This window comes from Caballeronia sp. ATUFL_F1_KS4A, assembly GCF_023630905.1.
Lineage (GTDB): Bacteria > Pseudomonadota > Gammaproteobacteria > Burkholderiales > Burkholderiaceae > Caballeronia > Caballeronia zhejiangensis.
The window spans coordinates 355,238-371,557 of sequence record NZ_JALQEB010000001.1 but is presented as its reverse complement, the minus strand read 5'-3'; the positions used below and the strand labels follow the sequence as shown (position 1 = coordinate 371,557).

At 63.3% G+C, this 16,320-nt stretch carries 18 protein-coding genes and 1 tRNA gene; 11 read left to right on the top strand and 8 right to left on the bottom strand.

Annotation, left to right across the window (positions count from 1 at the left end; translation table 11 throughout):
- Positions 1–16: 16 nt before the first annotated feature.
- The gene (locus NCS03_RS01770; RefSeq protein WP_008351694.1) at positions 17–649 is read left to right on the top strand and encodes an LON peptidase substrate-binding domain-containing protein; all 633 of its coding nucleotides are present in this window, start codon (positions 17–19) and stop codon (positions 647–649) included.
- Here the strand turns inward: NCS03_RS01770 and mutY are convergent.
- Complete coding sequence (gene mutY / locus NCS03_RS01765) at positions 646–1,707, bottom strand: A/G-specific adenine glycosylase (RefSeq protein ID WP_034470540.1); 1,062 nt, start codon at positions 1,705–1,707, stop codon at positions 646–648. The two genes, NCS03_RS01770 and mutY, sit on opposite strands and share 4 nt — an antisense overlap.
- Positions 1,708–1,713: 6 nt before the next feature.
- Positions 1,714–2,544, bottom strand: a complete 831-nt coding sequence (gene mutM, locus NCS03_RS01760; protein ID WP_008351696.1) for a bifunctional DNA-formamidopyrimidine glycosylase/DNA-(apurinic or apyrimidinic site) lyase — start codon at positions 2,542–2,544, stop codon at positions 1,714–1,716.
- An 85-nt stretch (positions 2,545–2,629) separates the two neighbouring features.
- On the opposite strand from mutM, the gene NCS03_RS01755 reads away from it, so the two are divergent.
- The 8 genes from NCS03_RS01755 (at position 2,630) to hisC (ending at position 9,719) form a co-directional block, all read left to right on the top strand.
- A complete protein-coding gene (locus NCS03_RS01755) occupies positions 2,630–4,489 on the top strand; it encodes a tetratricopeptide repeat protein (RefSeq protein ID WP_008351697.1) in 1,860 nt (619 codons plus the stop codon).
- Entirely contained in the window at positions 4,486–5,115 is a 630-nt protein-coding gene (lolB, locus tag NCS03_RS01750; RefSeq protein WP_008351698.1) for a lipoprotein insertase outer membrane protein LolB, read from the top strand. Before NCS03_RS01755 ends, lolB begins: the two co-directional genes overlap by 4 nt.
- Before the next feature lie 30 nt (positions 5,116–5,145).
- Positions 5,146–6,027 carry a 4-(cytidine 5'-diphospho)-2-C-methyl-D-erythritol kinase gene (gene ispE, locus NCS03_RS01745; RefSeq protein ID WP_008351699.1) on the top strand — a complete coding sequence of 294 codons (882 nt, stop codon included), beginning with the start codon at positions 5,146–5,148 and terminating at the stop codon, positions 6,025–6,027.
- Positions 6,028–6,080: 53 nt separating this feature from the next.
- Positions 6,081–6,157, top strand: a tRNA-Gln gene (locus tag NCS03_RS01740).
- Between the two features lie 50 nt (positions 6,158–6,207).
- On the top strand, positions 6,208–7,161 hold the full coding sequence (locus NCS03_RS01735) for a ribose-phosphate pyrophosphokinase (protein WP_008351701.1): 954 nt from the start codon (positions 6,208–6,210) through the stop codon (positions 7,159–7,161).
- A 151-nt stretch (positions 7,162–7,312) separates the two neighbouring features.
- Positions 7,313–7,930, top strand: coding sequence for a 50S ribosomal protein L25/general stress protein Ctc (locus NCS03_RS01730; RefSeq protein ID WP_034470532.1), 618 nt, complete (start codon positions 7,313–7,315; stop codon positions 7,928–7,930).
- Between the two features lie 105 nt (positions 7,931–8,035).
- Positions 8,036–8,638, top strand: a complete 603-nt coding sequence (gene pth / locus NCS03_RS01725) for an aminoacyl-tRNA hydrolase (RefSeq protein WP_250481454.1) — start codon at positions 8,036–8,038, stop codon at positions 8,636–8,638.
- A 13-nt stretch (positions 8,639–8,651) separates the two neighbouring features.
- Positions 8,652–9,719 (top strand): histidinol-phosphate transaminase, encoded by a 1,068-nt coding sequence (gene hisC / locus NCS03_RS01720; protein WP_250528687.1) that lies wholly within the window; start codon positions 8,652–8,654, stop codon positions 9,717–9,719.
- Here hisC and NCS03_RS01715 read toward each other — a convergent pair.
- The 3 genes from NCS03_RS01715 to rsmD all read right to left on the bottom strand — a co-directional run bounded on the left by NCS03_RS01715 (position 9,716) and on the right by rsmD (position 11,286).
- Positions 9,716–9,976, bottom strand: coding sequence for a YfhL family 4Fe-4S dicluster ferredoxin (locus tag NCS03_RS01715; RefSeq protein WP_008351708.1), 261 nt, complete (start codon positions 9,974–9,976; stop codon positions 9,716–9,718). The genes hisC and NCS03_RS01715 overlap by 4 nt on opposite strands.
- A 77-nt stretch (positions 9,977–10,053) precedes the next feature.
- Positions 10,054–10,560: a pantetheine-phosphate adenylyltransferase gene (gene coaD / locus NCS03_RS01710; protein WP_008351711.1), complete on the bottom strand. Its 507-nt coding sequence runs from the start codon at positions 10,558–10,560 to the stop codon at positions 10,054–10,056.
- Positions 10,561–10,659: 99 nt separating this feature from the next.
- Complete coding sequence (rsmD, locus tag NCS03_RS01705) at positions 10,660–11,286, bottom strand: 16S rRNA (guanine(966)-N(2))-methyltransferase RsmD (RefSeq protein ID WP_034470529.1); 627 nt, start codon at positions 11,284–11,286, stop codon at positions 10,660–10,662.
- A gap of 232 nt (positions 11,287–11,518) precedes the next feature.
- Here rsmD and ftsY point away from each other — a divergent pair, with 232 nt between their 5' ends.
- Positions 11,519–12,754, top strand: a complete 1,236-nt coding sequence (gene ftsY / locus NCS03_RS01700) for a signal recognition particle-docking protein FtsY (protein ID WP_008351714.1) — start codon at positions 11,519–11,521, stop codon at positions 12,752–12,754.
- Positions 12,755–12,786: 32 nt separating this feature from the next.
- On the opposite strand, the gene NCS03_RS01695 is transcribed toward ftsY, so the two are convergent.
- Genes NCS03_RS01695 through NCS03_RS01685 form a run of 3 tightly spaced genes read right to left on the bottom strand, consistent with a single transcriptional unit; the run spans position 12,787 to position 14,754 of the window.
- On the bottom strand, positions 12,787–13,404 hold the full coding sequence (locus tag NCS03_RS01695) for a LysE/ArgO family amino acid transporter (RefSeq protein ID WP_008351716.1): 618 nt from the start codon (positions 13,402–13,404) through the stop codon (positions 12,787–12,789).
- On the bottom strand, positions 13,401–14,045 hold the full coding sequence (maiA, locus tag NCS03_RS01690; protein WP_008351718.1) for a maleylacetoacetate isomerase: 645 nt from the start codon (positions 14,043–14,045) through the stop codon (positions 13,401–13,403). The genes NCS03_RS01695 and maiA overlap by 4 nt, the downstream gene beginning before the upstream one ends.
- A gap of 10 nt (positions 14,046–14,055) precedes the next feature.
- Positions 14,056–14,754 (bottom strand): fumarylacetoacetate hydrolase family protein, encoded by a 699-nt coding sequence (locus NCS03_RS01685; RefSeq protein WP_239294308.1) that lies wholly within the window; start codon positions 14,752–14,754, stop codon positions 14,056–14,058.
- Between the two features lie 326 nt (positions 14,755–15,080).
- Here NCS03_RS01685 and ybiB point away from each other — a divergent pair, with 326 nt between their 5' ends.
- Positions 15,081–16,073, top strand: coding sequence for a DNA-binding protein YbiB (ybiB, locus tag NCS03_RS01680; RefSeq protein ID WP_250496577.1), 993 nt, complete (start codon positions 15,081–15,083; stop codon positions 16,071–16,073).
- Positions 16,074–16,320: the final 247 nt, after the last annotated feature.

Sequence of the window (16,320 nt, the reverse complement as noted above, 5' to 3'; positions counted from 1 at the left end):
ATCCTGGAGGGACGCGATGTCCGCGAATCCTGTTCTGGCCGACTTGCCGCTGTTTCCGCTTCACACCGTGCTTTTTCCCGGCGGCCTGCTGCCGCTCAAGATATTCGAGGCACGCTATCTGGACATGGCGCGCGAGTGTCTGCGCGAGCAGACGCCGTTCGGCGTGTGCCTGCTCAAGAGCGGGCACGAAGTCGCCTCGCCGGGCGATCCGTCGGTGCCGGAAAGCATCGGCTGCCTGGCTGAAATCGCGGAATGCGATGTCGATACCTTCGGTCTCCTGCTCGTGCAGGCACGCGGAACCGATCGTTTCCGGCTCACCGATCATCGTGTCGAGCCGAGCAATCTGATCGTCGGCACGGCCGAGTTGCTGGGTGAAGATCAGCCGCTGCAGGGCGCCGAGGCGCTCGCGAAATTCGGCGCGTGCGCAGAAGTGCTGGAGCGCATCATCGACACGATCAAGGAACGCGAGCCGCAGAATCTGCCCTTCGTCGAGCCCTTTCTATACGACGATCCCACCTGGGTCTCCAACCGCCTCGCCGAAATCCTGCCGATCCCGATGCGCGCACGCCAGAAGCTCATGGAGTTGATGGACGCCGGCGCGCGCATCGACGTCGTGCATCACTACATGCAGCATCATCAACTGCTTTAGAGGAGCGTGCCTGTCAGCGCGTCGAGCAGCTTGCGCACCGGCGCGGGCACGCCATAGGCGTCGATCTTCGCGAGCGACGCCCAGACGGTTTCGAGGTCCATCAAGTCGCGCGGCGCCTGGCGCGCCTCGCCGAGCCGCGGCTCGATATCCAGCTTGAAGTGCGTGAATGCGTGCGACATCGGCGCGAGTCGCTGCAGATGTTCATCGGCGCCGAGACGCTGCGCGACTTGCGCTAGCGCGGCTTCGTCCGCCGCTTCGGGCAGGCTCCACAATCCGCCCCATATTCCGATCGACGGACGCTTCTGCAGCAGGATCGAATCGCCGTCCCTCAGGACCAGCATCCATGTCTTGCGCGTCGGCACGGCTTTCTTCGGGCGCGCGGCGGGCAACTCGCGCTGACGCCCTTCGACCTTCGCCACGCAATCCGATGCGAACGGACAGCGCGCGCAGTCCGGCTTGCCGCGCACGCACAGCGTCGCGCCGAGGTCCATCAGGCCTTGCGTGTAAGCGGTCACATCGTTGTTGTTCGCGGCTTCCGGCAAGAGCGATTCCGCGAGCGTCCACATCGCCTTCTCGACTTTCTTCTCGCCCGGAAAACCTTCGACGCCGAATACGCGCGCGAGCACGCGCTTCACATTGCCGTCGAGGATCGTCGCGCGTGCGCCGAACGCGAACGACGCGATCGCCGCTGCCGTCGATCGTCCGATGCCCGGCAGCAGCGCGAGTTCGTCGACGGTCTGCGGAAACGCGCCACCGTGCTCGTGCGCGACGGCCTGCGCGCAGCGGTGCAGATTGCGCGCGCGCGAGTAGTAACCGAGCCCGGCCCAGAGCGCCATGACGTCGTCGATGGGCGCATCGGCGAGCGCCGATACCGTCGGAAAGCGTTCGAGAAATCGCGCGTAGTACGGAATGACGGTGGAAACCTGCGTCTGCTGCAGCATGATCTCCGACAGCCAGATGCGGTAAGCATCGCGCGTGTTCTGCCACGGCAGGTCGTGACGGCCGTGAATGCGTTGCCACGCGATGAGGCGCGACGAAAAATCGGTGAGAGCGAGCATCGGATATTAGCGTTGGCAGCGCGGGCAGAAGTAAGTCGAGCGCTGTCCCTGGACGATTTGCCTGATCGCCGTGCCGCAGACGTGGCACGGCAGGCCCGCGCGATCATAGACGAAATAGTCGAGCTGGAAGTAGCCCGACTCGCCGTTGCTGCCGACGAAATCGCGCAGCGTGCTGCCGCCCTTGTCGATGGCGGCGGCGAGCGTCACGCGCACGGCGTCCGCGAGCAGGTCATAGCGCACGAGAGAGATGCGCCCGGCGGCGGTCGTCGGCCGGATGCCCGCGCGAAAGAGGCTCTCCGACGCATAGATATTGCCGACGCCCACCACGATCCCGCCCGCGAGCAGCGCCTGTTTCACCGACACCTTGCGCCCGCGCGTCTCGCGGAACAGCAGCGCGCCCGAAAACTCCGGCGAAAACGGCTCGACGCCGAGGCTCGCGAGCAGCGGATGTTCGAGCACGTCGCCGTCCGAGCGCGGATGCCAGAGAATCGCACCGAATCGGCGCGGATCGCGAAAACGGAGAATGAAATCGTCGAACACGATATCGACGTGATCGTGCTTCGCCGCCTCGGGCGGCTGCGGCACATGCCGCAGCACACGCAGCGTGCCGGTCATGCCGAGATGGACGATCAGCCAGCCTTCGACGGTTTCGAACAGCAGATACTTCCCGCGCCGCTCTACTTTGTCGATTTTCAGATGGCCGAGCGTCTTCGGAAGATGCTTCGGGATGGGCCAGCGCAGCGCGGGCGTACGCACGTCGACGTGCTCGACGCGCCGTCCGGCGACATAGGGTTCGATTCCGCGGCGAGTGACTTCGACTTCCGGCAGTTCGGGCATTTTTCTGGAGAGAGACTTGCTCTGGCGTTTGTGCCGGTATTTTAGCGACCGCGTTACAATCGACTGAAACATCGTCTGGATTTCCATGAACTCGTTCGTCATGAAGCTGTTTGCGAAGCGTCAGTCCAGTTCGACGCATTCGTTCGCCGTGCCAATGTCGCGAATCGCCGGCGCCGTTGCGCTCGCGATGGCCGCGCTCGCGTTCGCGCCCGCGCACGCCCAGGCGCAGAACGCCACGCCCGTTCCGAGCGCCGACGATCAGGCCGACGCGCAAAACGCCGCCGATCTGCTGACCGCGCCCGTCAGCGGCGCGGAGACACAGGATCTGCCGAATGTGACAATGTCGAGCCAGATCGTGTTCCAGGTTCTGGCGGCCGAAGTCGCATTGCAGCGCGGCCAGCCCGCGCCCGCATTCCAGACCTATCTCGCGCTGGCCCGCGACACGCACGATCCGCGTTTCGCGCAGCGCGCGACTGAAATCGCGATCGCCGCGCAAAGCCCGAACGACGCGCTCACGTCGGCGCAGCTCTGGCAGCAGTTCGCGCCGCATTCCGATCGCGCGGCGCAGTTGAGCGCATCGCTGCTAATCGTCGGCGGCAAGCCCGAAGACGCGAAGCCGACGCTCGAACGCGAACTCGCGAAGGTGGCGCCGGACCAGCGCGGCGACGCCATACTTTCTCTTCAGACCTTACTCGCGCGCGGGCCGAATCGTGTCGGTGGCCTGAACGTGCTCAAGGACCTGACGCAAAACGATCAGAACCGGCCCGAAGCGCAACTCGCGCTCGCACGTCAGCAGCTCGTCGCGGATGATCCGCCGGGCGCGAAGGCATCGCTCGAAAAGGCGTTGCAACTCAAGCCGGACTACCTGCCTGCCGCGCTGACGCTTGCGCGCATGGGCCCGGAAGAGCGCAAGGAAGGCATCGCGTCGTTCGAGAAATACGTCGACAAGAATCCGAAATCGCATGACGCGCGGCTCGCGCTCGCGCAGTTGTATCTGTCCGCCGACAGGCTCGACGACGCGCAGAAGCAGTTCGAGATCATGCGCAAGAACGACCCGAAGGACCTGACGCCGTTGATGGCGCTCGCGCTCATCAACATCCAGAAAAAGCAGTTCGACAAGGCGCAGGACTTCTTGAACCAATACGCGAAGGCGGCGGAAAACACGCCGGGCGCGGATCCTGGTCAGGCCTATATCTATCTCGCGCAACTGGCGCTGGAACAAAAGAACGACGACGCCGCGAGCCAGTGGCTCGACAAGATTCCGCGCACGAGCCAGCAGTATTTGCCTGCGCAGATCACGCGCGCGCAACTGCTCGCGAAGCAAGGCAAGGTCGACGATGCACGCGCGCTGATCGGCAATCTGCAAAGCTCGGATCCGCGCGATCTGGCGCTGCTCGCACGCACCGATTCGGCGATTCTTTTCGAGGCGCATCGCTACAAGGAAGCGGAGGCGAATCTCGCGAAGGCGGTCGCCGCGTTCCCCGACGATCCCGATCTGACGTACGACTACGCAATGGCCGCCGAGAAGAACGGTCACTACGACGTCATGGAAACGCAGCTTCGCACTTTGATGCGGACGCAGCCGAACAACCCGCAAGCGTACAACGCGCTCGGCTATTCGCTCGTCGATCGCAATCAGCGGCTCGACGAAGCGGTGAAGCTGATCGAACGAGCGGTTTCGCTCGCCCCGAACGACGCGTTCATCATGGATAGTCTCGGCTGGGCGCGCTTCCGTCAGGGCAATGCGGCCGAGGCGGAGAAGATCCTTAAGAACGCCTACAACCTTCAGCCGAATGCCGAAATCGGCGCGCATCTGGGCGAGGTGCAGTGGAAGTCAGGGCAGCAGGATCAGGCACGCGCCACATGGCGGCAAGCGCAGAAGCTCGAACCTGACAACGACACGCTCGTCAAAACGCTGAAACGACTTCAGGTGAACGACCTTTGATCGCATTCGATTCATTCGCCGGCGCATCGCTTCGACGCGGCGCGCTCGGCATCGCGGCGGCCGCCGCGCTGGTAATGTCCGGTTGCGCGCTGGAACCGCGCGTTCCCACGACGACGAACGCATCCACGTCGCTCGCGACGCAGACGAGCCGCATGTATCACGGACGCTTCGCCGTGCAGTACAACGACCAGAACGGCACGCCGCGCAACGCCTACGGCAATTTCGACTGGCAGGAGACGGGCGACACCGTCACGCTGCAGTTGCGCAATCCCCTCGGCCAGACGATGGCGATCGTGACTTCATCGCCGTCGCTCGCGACGCTCGAATTGCCGAACCGGCAACCCGTCAGCGCCGACAACGTATCTCAACTCATGCAGAACACGCTCGGATTCGCGCTGCCGGTCGAAGGGTTGCGCTACTGGCTCCAGCCGTCGGCCGCGCCTAGCTCGCGTGCACAGACCACGCTCGATCCGGGCGCGGACAACGGCCGTCCGAAAGAAATCAAGCAGGACGGATGGACGATCGACTATCTCGCCTATGCCGACGCGCCGGGAACCGGCGTGAAGCGCGTGAATCTCACGCGCAGCGAACCGCCGCTCGACATCAAGCTCGTGCTCGATCAATAACTCAGCCGCTTTCGGTTCAAAGCATCACGCATGTCCTCATCGAACGAAACGCTTCGTGACTGCCTCGCGCCCGCGAAGCTGAATCTTTTCCTGCACATCACGGGCCGCCGTCCGGATGGCTACCACTCGCTGCAGACCGTTTTCCAGTTGCTCGACTGGGGCGACCATCTGCACTTCAGGCGTCGCGACGACGGCGTCATCATGCGCAAGACCGACGTGCCGGGCGTGCCCGAAGAACACGATCTCGTCGTGCGGGCCGCACGTTTGCTCCAGCATCACACGCGGACGAAGTTCGGCGCGGAGATCGAGATCGACAAGCGTTTGCCAATGGGTGCGGGCCTCGGCGGAGGCAGTTCCGACGCGGCGACAACTCTTTTAGCGTTAAATCGTCTCTGGGGTGTTGATCTTTCGCGTGAGATTCTGCAGAATCTCGGCCTGCAACTCGGCGCGGACGTGCCGTTTTTTGTCTTCGGGCAAAATGCTTTCGCAGAAGGTGTAGGTGAGGCGCTCCAGGCAGTCGATCTGCCGAAACGTTTCTTCCTCGTAGTAACGCCTGATGCTCACGTCCCCACCGCGGCGATTTTCTCCGAAAAAAGCTTGACACGGGATACGAAAGTCGTCACAATGATGGACTTTCTTGCACAGCAAAGGTCAGACACAAACTGGCCAGACAGCTTCGGTCGAAACGACATGCAGGCTGTGGTTGCAGGAAAGTACGCGGAAGTTGCAAAGGTGCTCGAGTGGTTTTCCAATCTCGCACCGGCGCGAATGACCGGATCTGGAGCAAGCGTGTTTGCCGCTTTCGCCAGCCGAGCCGAAGCAGAAATGGCGCAAGCCAAACTGCCGGCAAGCTGGAAGAGTGTGGTAACGGCAAGTCTGGATTCTCATCCTCTCTTCGCTTTCGCGTCATAGGTTTCGTTTTGCCGGGTATGTCCTACACTTCCCGGCGAGACTCAGAGTTGTGTAGGGGAGTCGCCAAGTTGGTCAAGGCACCGGATTTTGATTCCGGCATGCGAGGGTTCGAGTCCTTCCTCCCCTGCCATTCCTTTTCTCGCGTTTTTCCTCTCGCCTCCAGCCGCAGACAGGTGCACGATGAGCAGTGACGGCCTGATGGTTTTTACTGGCAACGCTAATCCCGCGCTTGCACAGGAAGTCGTCAAAATCCTTGGTATTCCTCTCGGCAAAGCGATGGTCAGCCGCTTCTCAGACGGCGAGATCATGGTCGAGATTCAGGAAAACGTTCGGGGCAAAGACGTATTCGTTCTGCAGTCCACCTGCGCTCCCACGAACGACAACCTGATGGAACTGATGATCATGGTCGATGCGCTCAAGCGCGCATCCGCAGGCCGGATCACCGCAGCCATCCCCTACTTCGGCTATGCGCGCCAGGACCGCCGTCCGCGTTCCGCGCGAGTGGCCATCTCGGCGAAGGTCGTCGCGAACATGCTGGAAATTGCCGGCGTCGATCGCGTGATCACCATGGACCTTCACGCCGACCAGATTCAAGGCTTCTTCGACATCCCCGTCGACAACATCTACGCAACACCCGTTCTTCTCGGCGATCTGCGCAAGCAGAACCATGACCATCTGCTGGTCGTGTCGCCGGACGTCGGCGGCGTGGTGCGCGCGCGTGCGCTCGCCAAGCAGTTGAACACGGACCTCGCGATCATCGACAAGCGCCGTCCGAAGGCGAATGTCGCTGAAGTGATGAACATCATCGGTGAAGTGGAAGGCCGCACCTGCGTCATCATGGATGACATGGTCGACACCGCCGGCACGCTGTGCAAGGCCGCGCAAGTATTGAAGGATCGTGGCGCGAAACAGGTTTTCGCATACGCGACGCACCCCGTTCTGTCGGGCGGCGCGGCGGCGCGCATCACGGCGTCGGAGCTGGACGAACTCGTCGTCACGGACACGATTCCCCTTTCGGCCGAATCGCTCGCGTGCGCGAAGATCCGTCCGCTGTCGAGCGCGGGTTTGCTCGCGGAGACGTTCTCCCGAATCCGGCGCGGCGACTCGGTGATGTCGCTCTTCGCCGAAGGTTAATCAGAATCGAGCAAGGAACGCGAAGCAGAGGCTTCGCGTTTTTGCATGATCGGCGCGAACGGACGAAGGTTCGCGTCGCTTGTTGTGGGATCACACGTTTTCGATGATCCCGGTTTCCCTGCCTGGTCGCGGGCAGATATAGGAGTCGAATATGAAAGTCGTCGCTTTCGAGCGTAGCAAGCAAGGTACGGGTGCGAGCCGCCGCCTGCGTAACTCGGGCAAGACCCCGGGTATCGTGTACGGCGGTGAAACGGACGTTCAACTGGTCGAACTCGACCACAACGCCCTGTGGCACGCCCTGAAGAAAGAAGTTTTCCACTCGTCGATTCTCGACCTGGAAGTGGCCGGCAAGTCGCAACAAGTTCTGCTGCGCGACGTGCAATACCACCCGTTCAAGCAGCTCGTGCTGCACGTGGACTTCCAGCGCGTCGACGCGAAGAAGAAGCTGCACACCAAGGTGCCGCTGCATTTCATGAACCAGGAAACCAACCCGGCCGTGAAGCTGTCGGGCGCGGTGATCTCGCACGTCGTGACGGAACTGGAAGTGGAATGCCTGCCGGCAGACCTGCCTGAGTTCCTGGAAATCGATCTGGCGAAGATCGAAGCCGGCCAGACGATGCACGCGAAGGACATCCCGCTGCCGAAGGGCGTGAGCCTGACGATCTCCGTCGAGGCGGAAAATCCGGTGGTGGCTTCGGCGACCATTCCGGCTGCCGTCGTGTCGGAAGGGACTGGCGAAGCTGAAGGCGACAAGCCGGCAGCCGAGTAAGCACGCGGAATATCGCTATCCTCTCGATCCGTTCGCAAGAACGGTCGACGTGACCCGCCGGCGCGCAAGCCCCGGCGGGTTTTTTTTCGTTCTACAAGACTCGACATGATCAAGCTGATCGTCGGCCTGGGCAATCCGGGCGCCGAATACACGGCGACGCGGCATAACGCGGGCTTCTGGTTCGTCGACCAGTTCGCACGCGACGCCGGCGCCACGTTGCGCGAAGAGCGCCGTTTCCACGGTTTCTACGGCAAGGGACGTCTGCACGGCCACGAAGTGCATCTGCTCGAACCGCAGACGTTCATGAATCGCTCAGGGCAATCGGTCGTTGCGCTCGCGCAGTTCTTCAAGATTCTCCCCGACGAAATTCTCGTCGCGCACGACGAACTCGATCTTCCGCCCGGCACCGTCAAGATGAAGCTCGGCGGCGGCAGCGGCGGCCACAACGGCCTGAAGGACATCTCCGCGCATCTTTCGTCGCAGCAGTACTGGCGGCTGCGCATCGGGATCGGGCATCCGCGTGATCTGATTCCCGAAGGCGCGCGCGCGGGCGCGAAACCCGACGTCGCGAACTTCGTCCTCAAGCCGCCGCGCCGCGAGGAACAGGACGCGATCGATCAGTCGATCGAGCGCGCGCTCGCCGTGATGCCGTTCGTCGTCGCAGGCGAAACCGAGCGTGCGATGATGAACCTGCACCGCAATTCTTGATTTGGAGCCGACAGTGAGCCGTTTCTGGAGCGATATCGTCCATCGTTTGACGCCGTATGTGCCGGGCGAGCAGCCCGCGCTGGCGCATCCCGTCAAGCTGAACACCAACGAGAATCCGTATCCGCCGTCGCCGCGCGTCGTCGATGCAATCCGCCACGAGCTCGGCGCGGACGGCGCGGCGCTGCGCAAATATCCGGATCCGACCGCGCGTGCATTGCGCGAGGCCGTCGCGAACCATCACGGATTGCGCATCGAGCAGGTTTTCGCGGGCAACGGTTCGGACGAAGTGCTCGCGCACGCGTTCCAGGCGCTGCTCAAGCACGACAAGCCGATCCGCTTTCCCGACATAACCTACAGCTTTTATCCCGTGTACGCGCAGCTTTACGGCGTCGAATACGAGACCGTGCCGCTGAACGCCGATTTCGCCATCGATGTCGACGATTACCGCGCGCCATGCGGCGGCGTGCTGCTGCCGAATCCGAATGCGCCGACGGGCCGCGCCCTGCCGCTGTCGGAAATCGAAGTGCTGCTGAAGGCGAATCCGGATGCACCCGTCATCATCGATGAAGCGTATGTGGACTTCGGCGCGGAATCGGCCGTGAATCTGATCGACGCCTATCCGAACCTGCTCGTCGTGCAGACGACGTCGAAAGCGCGTTCGCTGGCGGGTATGCGCGTCGGCTTTGCGTTCGGCGATCCGGCGCTCATCGAGGCGCTCACGCGCGTGAAGGACAGCTTCAATTCGTATCCGCTCGACCGCCTCGCGCAAGTCGCGGCAATCGCGTCGTACGAAGATCAGGCGTGGTTCGAGGAAGGTTGCGCGAAGGTGATCGCGAGCCGCGAGAAGTTGAGCGCGCAGCTACAGACGCTTGGATTCGATGTCGTTCCGTCCGCAGCCAACTTCGTCTTCGCGAAACATCCCGCGCACGATGCCGCGACGCTCGCCGCGGCGCTAAAGTCGAAGGAAATTTTCGTGCGCCACTTCAAACTGCCGCGCATCGATCAGCATCTGCGCATTTCCATCGGCACGCCGGCCGAATGCGATGCGCTCGTCGCTGCATTGACGGAGATCGTCGCTTAGGAATTGCCCTTCGCGGCCATCAGCGCGTGGTACTTGGCCATCAACTGTTCGGGCGATTCGGCGTGCGCCGGATCGCGCGGAATGCATTCCACCGGGCACACTTGCTGGCACTGCGGCTCGTCGAAATGGCCGACGCATTCCGTGCATTTGTTCGGGTCGATGACGTAAATCTCGGGACCCATCGAAATTGCGTCGTTCGGGCACTCGGGCTCGCAAACGTCGCAGTTGATGCACTCGTCGGTAATGATCAGGGACATGCTTCACTCTCTTCTTGCCGGATGGCTTCCGGCATAAACCCGCGCACCTTCGCAGATAAGTGCGCGGGCCCGGCGTCTCAAGGCGCCGCCGGATCTTTCTGCGTCTGCTCGCCGACCTTGTCCATCAACCGCTTTTCCACCGACGGGAACACGAACTTGCTCACGTCGCCGCCAAGCTGCGCGATCTCGCGCACGATGGTGCCGGAGATGAACTGATATTGATCGGACGGCGTCATGAACATCGTCTCGACATCGGGCAGCAGATAGCGGTTCATCCCGGCCATCTGGAATTCATACTCGAAATCGGAGACGGCGCGCAATCCGCGCACGATCACGCGCGCGTTGTTCTTACGCACGAAATCCTTCAATAGCCCGGTGAAACTGCTCACCTGCACGTTCGGATAATGCCCGAGGACCTCGTGCGCGATATCGAGCCGTTCCTGCAGCGAGAAAAACGGCTTCTTCGCGCGGCTGTCCGCGACGCCCACGACGAGCTGATCGAAAATGCTCGATGCGCGCCGCACGATGTCTTCATGCCCGCGGGTGAGCGGGTCGAACGTACCCGGATACACGGCGACAACCATGAGCTTCTCCTCTTCTATTTACACTGGGCCGCGTGGCTGCGACGACCAGCTCTGCCTCGTTTCCCGCGAAATCGGCTGCGTCGAAATCGGGAACGCGCATTATTCCTCATTTTCGCGGCGCAGCAAATGATAGCGGACGGCGCCCGCCTTGCCCTCGCGCACGACGCTCCAGCCGGCGAGCGCATCGATGCCGGACATGTCCAGCGCATCGCCGCATTCGACGTAAATCGCGCCATCGGGCGAAGCGAGCGGCGCCGTCAGCTCGAGCGCGCGCAATAGCAACGCGTGATCGCCGAAAGGCGGATCGAGAAAGATCACGTCGAACGAACCGGGCGCGAGGCTCGCGACGAGCCGCAGCGCATCGGCCTCCGCGATCTCGATGTTGCGCGCGCCGAGCTTGGCCTGATTTGCGCGGATCTGAGCGGCCGCCTTCGCGCTTCGTTCGATCATCAGCACGCGCGCCGCGCCGCGCGACGCGGCTTCGAAACCGAGCGCGCCGCTACCGGCGAACATGTCGAGACAACGCTGTCCGGAGAGATCCTGGCCGAGCCAGTTGAAGAGGGTCTCACGCACGCGATCCGGCGTGGGCCGAAGGCCATCGAGATCGAGCACGGGCAGCGGCGTGCGCTTCCAGTCTCCGCCGATGATGCGGATCGTGTGCGGTTTGCCGCCGCGCGATGGCGTGTGGCTGGTCAGGGCGGAGCGGGTAGCGGACGAGCGAGGCATAAAAGGAAGGTGGGAATCGGGCGCGCCGGGCGTGTTTTTGCTTGAGATCGGATGGCGCGAGCAATGAAAGCCAACGTTACCACACGCACGCCATGACGGGAGCCGCACGGGCGCGCACGGCAGCGCCTGATAAAATATGCCGCTTCCATCCCATCGCGCGGGCCTCGCGCAAAAACGACTCGAAAGCGCGCACAGGGCCATCGGATCACGCGCGCATCATCGTCACACATCCATGTTCAGCTTCTTCAAGAAATTCAAAAAGCCGGCTGATGCGCCGCTCGACGCGCCTCAGGACGAATCCGTCGAGGCGGCCGAAGACGAAGAAATCTCCGACGCCGAGCTGGAACGTCAGGCGCTTTCCGCCGAAACGCCGTCGGAGGAAGTGCAGCCGGAGGAACCGGCGCCCGCGGAAACCGTCGCTCCCGCTGCGCCCACGCCGCCCGCCGCACCGCCCTCGGAGGAATCGAAGGAATACTGGCAAGGGCGCACGCAATCGCAATGGGCGCGCGGCCCAGAGACGGATCAGGCGAGCGAGGAAGTCGTGCCGCCGCCGACGCTCGATGCGGCCGCGAAAAAATCGTGGATCTCGCGTCTGCGGCACGGTCTTTCGAAGACGAGCTCCAATCTGACGGGGATTTTCGTCAGCGCGAAGATCGACGAGGATCTCTACGAAGAGCTCGAAACCGCGCTGCTCATGTCCGACGCCGGCGTCGATGCAACGGAATTCCTGCTCGAATCACTGCGCGAGAAGGTGCGCGCGGAACGCCTGACGGACGCCTCGCAGGTCAAGAAGGCGCTGCGCGAACTGCTCGTCGATCTGCTGCGCCCGCTCGAGAAATCGCTGATGCTCGGACGCGCGCAACCGCTCGTCATCATGATCGCGGGCGTGAACGGCGTCGGCAAGACGACGAGCATCGGCAAGCTGGCGAAGCATTTGCAGCGCTTCAATCAGTCGGTGATGCTCGCCGCCGGCGACACGTTCCGCGCCGCCGCGCGCGAACAGCTGACGGTCTGGGGCGAGCGCAACAACGTGACGGTGATCGCGCAGGAAAGCGGCGACGCCGCCGCCGTGATCTACGACGCGGTCGGCGCGGCGCGCGCACGCAAGATCGACGTGATGATGGCCGACACCGCCGGACGTCTGCCGACGCAATTGCATCTGATGGAAGAGCTGCGCAAGGTGCGCCGCGTGATCGCGAAGGCAATGCCCGATGCGCCGCACGAAGTGCTGCTCGTCATCGACGCGAACACGGGTCAGAACGCGCTCGCGCAGGTCAAGGCGTTCGACGACGCGCTCGGTCTCACCGGTCTCGTCGTCACGAAACTCGACGGCACCGCGAAGGGCGGCATTCTCGCGGCCATCGCGCGTCAGCGGCCGGTGCCGGTGTATTTCATCGGCGTGGGAGAGAAAGTCGAGGACTTGCAGCCGTTCAGCGCCGAAGAATTCGCCGACGCGTTGCTCGGCTGAACGTGAAACGAGCGCCCGCGTGGCGCTCTTTTTTATCGCGCGAAGAGCAAGGAAGCCGCGATCCACCACATCACGCAGCCGACGATCACATCGAGCACGCGCCACGACACGTCTTTCTCGAACCACGGTTCCAGAAGACGCGCGCCGTAGCCGAGCGCCGTGAACCAGACGATCGACGAAGACATCGCGCCGGCCGCGAACCACGCGTCGCCCGGCCAGCCGCGTTGCGCGCCGATGCCGCCGAGCAGCACGACGGTATCGAGATAAACGTGCGGATTGAGCAGCGACAAGGCGAGCACCGTGGATGCCGCGCCCACCGCCGTCTGCGAATCGCCATCCGATGCGTCCAGATGCCCCGGCCCGCGCCACGCCGCGATGAACGCGCGCAAGCCGTACAGGAACACGAAGATCGCGCCGGCCCAGCGGATCACGTCGAGCAGGACGGGCGCACGCGAAATGAGCGCCCCCATGCCGCCGACGCCGAGCCCGATCAACATCACGTCGATGAACGCGCAGATCGACACGACGATTCCTACGTGACGTCGCTTCAAACCCTGCCGCAACACGAAGGCGTTCTGCGCGCCGATCGCGACGATCAGGCTCGCGCCCAGTCCCGCCCCCGACAGAAAGCTCGGGAAATCGGCCGTCATTCGGCGTCCGGTTGCTGCGCGGGAGCGGCCCGCGCGAAGGCGTCGATCGTGCTGGCGTGATCGGCGATGCGCGAAATCGTCGGATAAGCGCTCACGTCGATGCCGAAGCGCCGCGCGTTGAACACCTGCGGCACGATGCACAGATCGGCAACGGTCGGCGTGTCGCCGAACGTGAGCGCGCCGACGCGCCTGTCGGCGGCCAGCCGCGTTTCGAGCGACGTGAAACCCATCTCGACCCAATGCCGATACCACGCGTCCTTCACGTCATCCGGCACCTTCACCTGATGCTTCAGGTACTTGAGCACGCGCAAATTGTCGAGCGGATGAATCTCGCACGCGACCTGCATCGCGACCGAACGCACGAAGGCGCGATCGGACGGATTCTTCGGCAGGAGCGCCGGCTCGGGATGCGTCTCCTCGAGATACTCGATGATCGCGAGCGACTGCGTGAGAACGTCGTCGCCATCGACGAGCGCCGGCACAATGCCGTCCGGATTCACCGCGCGATATTCGGGCTTCAACTGCTGGCCGCCGTCGCGCAGCAAATGCACGCCCTCGTACTCGTAATCGAGCCCCTTCAGATTCAGCGCGATACGCACGCGATACGCCGCCGAGCTGCGGAAATAGCTGTAGAGCTTCATGGTCGCGGACTCAGACGACGCGCACGGAGAATTCGCCGATGCCGTCGACGCCGCCCTTCAGCACGTCCCCCTTCACGACCGCGCCGACGCCTTCGGGCGTGCCGGTGAAGATGAGATCGCCGGGGAAGAGTTCGAAGAGCGTCGACAGATACGCGACCGTCTCGCCGACCGACCAGATCAGTTGCGAGATGTCCGAGCGCTGCTTTTCCTCGCCGTTGACCGTCAGCCAGATCGCGCTCTTTTCCAGATGCCCGACCTTCGATACGGGATGAATCGGGCCGATCGGCGCGGAGCGGTCGAAACCCTTCGCCGTGTCCCACGGACGGCCGAGCTTCTTCGCTTCGGCTTGCAGGTCACGGCGCGTCATGTCGAGCCCGAGCGCGTAGCCGTAGACGTAGTCCAGCGCCTTATCGGCGGGAATGTTCTTGCCCTGCTTGCCGATCGCGGCGACGAGTTCCATCTCGAAGTGCAGATTCTTCGTCTGCGACGGATACGGGAATTCCGCCGTCGAGCCCGGCGCAACGTTCAGCACGGCATCGGCGGGCTTGCTGAAGAAGAACGGCGGCTCGCGATCCGGATCGTGGCCCATTTCGCGCGCATGGGCTTCGTAGTTTCGCCCGACGCAGTAGATGCGGCGCACGGGAAACTGCTCGTTCGAACCATCGACGGGCACGGCTGCTGCCGGCGCCGGAGGAAACACATAACTCATCCCGCTCTCCTGATGCTGTTTTGATTTGCAGATTTCCGGACGAATGCGTCGGCGTTCACGGCCGGCGAGAACAAGGAGTGTAACGTGCGCGCACAAATCGTGGCGAAGCTTGTCGGGCTTGGCTCAGCGAGCTTTCGACCGGCCTTCGGAGCGGCGGCTGGCGCGGTGGTTTTAGTAAGCATCGGCGGAAAAGCGCGCGAAACGTTCGATGGGCAAACCTTGCCAGCGCTCCTCAAATGCGGTACTCAATAGCATTCCTGCACCTTAAAAAGCGCAACGGCATCGCTCAGATTACGGAATTGAGCGCCCGATCGCGCACCTCTCCGATGACCGACTCCGCTTTCCCCACTTTCGCCTGCGCACGCTACATCAAGGAAATCGGCCGCGGGCCGAATGGCGCGCGCGCACTTTCGCACGAGGATACTTACGCGCTCTACGAAGCGATGCTCGACGATCGCGTGCCCGAACTCGAACTGGGCGCGGTGCTGCTGGCCTATCGCGTCAAGGGCGAAACCGCCGCCGAGCTTGCCGCGATGCTTTCCGCCGCGCATCGCTCGTTCGAGCCGCTGCATGTCCAGGATGGCCGCGAGCACGCACGGCCCGTCTCGATCCCGAGCTACAACGGCGCACGCAAGACGCCCAATCTCGTGCCGCTCCTGTCGCTGCTGCTCGCGCGCGAAGGCGTACCGGTCCTGGTGCACGGTGTCACCGGCGATCCCGGCCGCGTGACGAGCGCCGAAATCTTCGCCGAACTGGGCATCGCGCACGCGGCTTCGCACGATGAAATCGAAGACAGCCTCGCCTCGCGCCGCCTCTCCTTCGCGCCGATCACCGTGCTCGCGCCGAAGCTCGCGCGATTGCTCGCGCTCAGACGCCGCATGGGCGTGCGCAATTCGACACATACGCTCGTGAAGATCCTTCAACCGTTCGCGGACCCGGGCCTGCGGCTCGTCAACTACACGCATCCCGAATATCGCGAGAGTCTCACCGGGCTTTTCACCGCGCATCCGGACGCGGCGGCGGGCGGCGCACTGCTCGCGCGCGGCACGGAAGGCGAAGCCGTCGCGGACACGCGCCGCCAGGTGCAGGTCGACTGGTTTCACGACGGCCACGCCGAAACGCTGATCGCGCCCGAGCATTCGCAGCCGGACGCCCCGCGTGTCGAGCTGCCCGAGACGCTCGACGCCGCGACCACCGCGCGCTGGATCGAATCCGTGCTGCGCGGCGATGTGCCGGTGCCGCCCGCGGTCGCGCGCCAGGTTGAAGTCATCGCCAATGTGGTGCGCAAGCCGGTCGCCGGTCAGGAAAATCCCGTTTGACACACTATTCAACGCTGGTTTAAAGTCGAACGCATGCGCTTGACCCAGTTCTCCTCCCTCCGAATTATTTCGGGCCGCCTAGCGCGGCCCCTATCGCTACGTCTAGCGTAAGTCGCCAGACGTAGCGCCGTGCGTTCGCAAGTCGCGCGGTCCTCCAGAAGTTTCCCGCAGTACCTTTTCTTACCAACCTGTAGTCGTCAGCTTTTCGTTCGCGCATCCCGCGAAACGGAAACGCGAGGGTCACATG

Excerpts from the sequence above, each read along its gene's own strand:
- NCS03_RS01770 (WP_008351694.1), top strand. The coding sequence starts at position 17 with ATGTCCGCGAATCCTGTTCTGGCCGACTTGCCGCTGTTTCCGCTTCAC.
- mutY (WP_034470540.1), bottom strand. The coding sequence starts at position 1,707 with ATGCTCGCTCTCACCGATTTTTCGTCGCGCCTCATCGCGTGGCAACGC.
- mutM (WP_008351696.1), bottom strand. The coding sequence starts at position 2,544 with ATGCCCGAACTGCCGGAAGTCGAAGTCACTCGCCGCGGAATCGAACCC.
- NCS03_RS01755 (WP_008351697.1), top strand. The coding sequence starts at position 2,630 with ATGAACTCGTTCGTCATGAAGCTGTTTGCGAAGCGTCAGTCCAGTTCG.
- ispE (WP_008351699.1), top strand. The coding sequence starts at position 5,146 with ATGTCCTCATCGAACGAAACGCTTCGTGACTGCCTCGCGCCCGCGAAG.
- NCS03_RS01735 (WP_008351701.1), top strand. The coding sequence starts at position 6,208 with ATGAGCAGTGACGGCCTGATGGTTTTTACTGGCAACGCTAATCCCGCG.
- NCS03_RS01730 (WP_034470532.1), top strand. The coding sequence starts at position 7,313 with ATGAAAGTCGTCGCTTTCGAGCGTAGCAAGCAAGGTACGGGTGCGAGC.
- pth (WP_250481454.1), top strand. The coding sequence starts at position 8,036 with ATGATCAAGCTGATCGTCGGCCTGGGCAATCCGGGCGCCGAATACACG.
- NCS03_RS01715 (WP_008351708.1), bottom strand. The coding sequence starts at position 9,976 with ATGTCCCTGATCATTACCGACGAGTGCATCAACTGCGACGTTTGCGAG.
- coaD (WP_008351711.1), bottom strand. The coding sequence starts at position 10,560 with ATGGTTGTCGCCGTGTATCCGGGTACGTTCGACCCGCTCACCCGCGGG.
- rsmD (WP_034470529.1), bottom strand. The coding sequence starts at position 11,286 with ATGCCTCGCTCGTCCGCTACCCGCTCCGCCCTGACCAGCCACACGCCA.
- ftsY (WP_008351714.1), top strand. The coding sequence starts at position 11,519 with ATGTTCAGCTTCTTCAAGAAATTCAAAAAGCCGGCTGATGCGCCGCTC.
- NCS03_RS01695 (WP_008351716.1), bottom strand. The coding sequence starts at position 13,404 with ATGACGGCCGATTTCCCGAGCTTTCTGTCGGGGGCGGGACTGGGCGCG.
- maiA (WP_008351718.1), bottom strand. The coding sequence starts at position 14,045 with ATGAAGCTCTACAGCTATTTCCGCAGCTCGGCGGCGTATCGCGTGCGT.
- NCS03_RS01685 (WP_239294308.1), bottom strand. The coding sequence starts at position 14,754 with ATGAGTTATGTGTTTCCTCCGGCGCCGGCAGCAGCCGTGCCCGTCGAT.
- ybiB (WP_250496577.1), top strand. The coding sequence starts at position 15,081 with ATGACCGACTCCGCTTTCCCCACTTTCGCCTGCGCACGCTACATCAAG.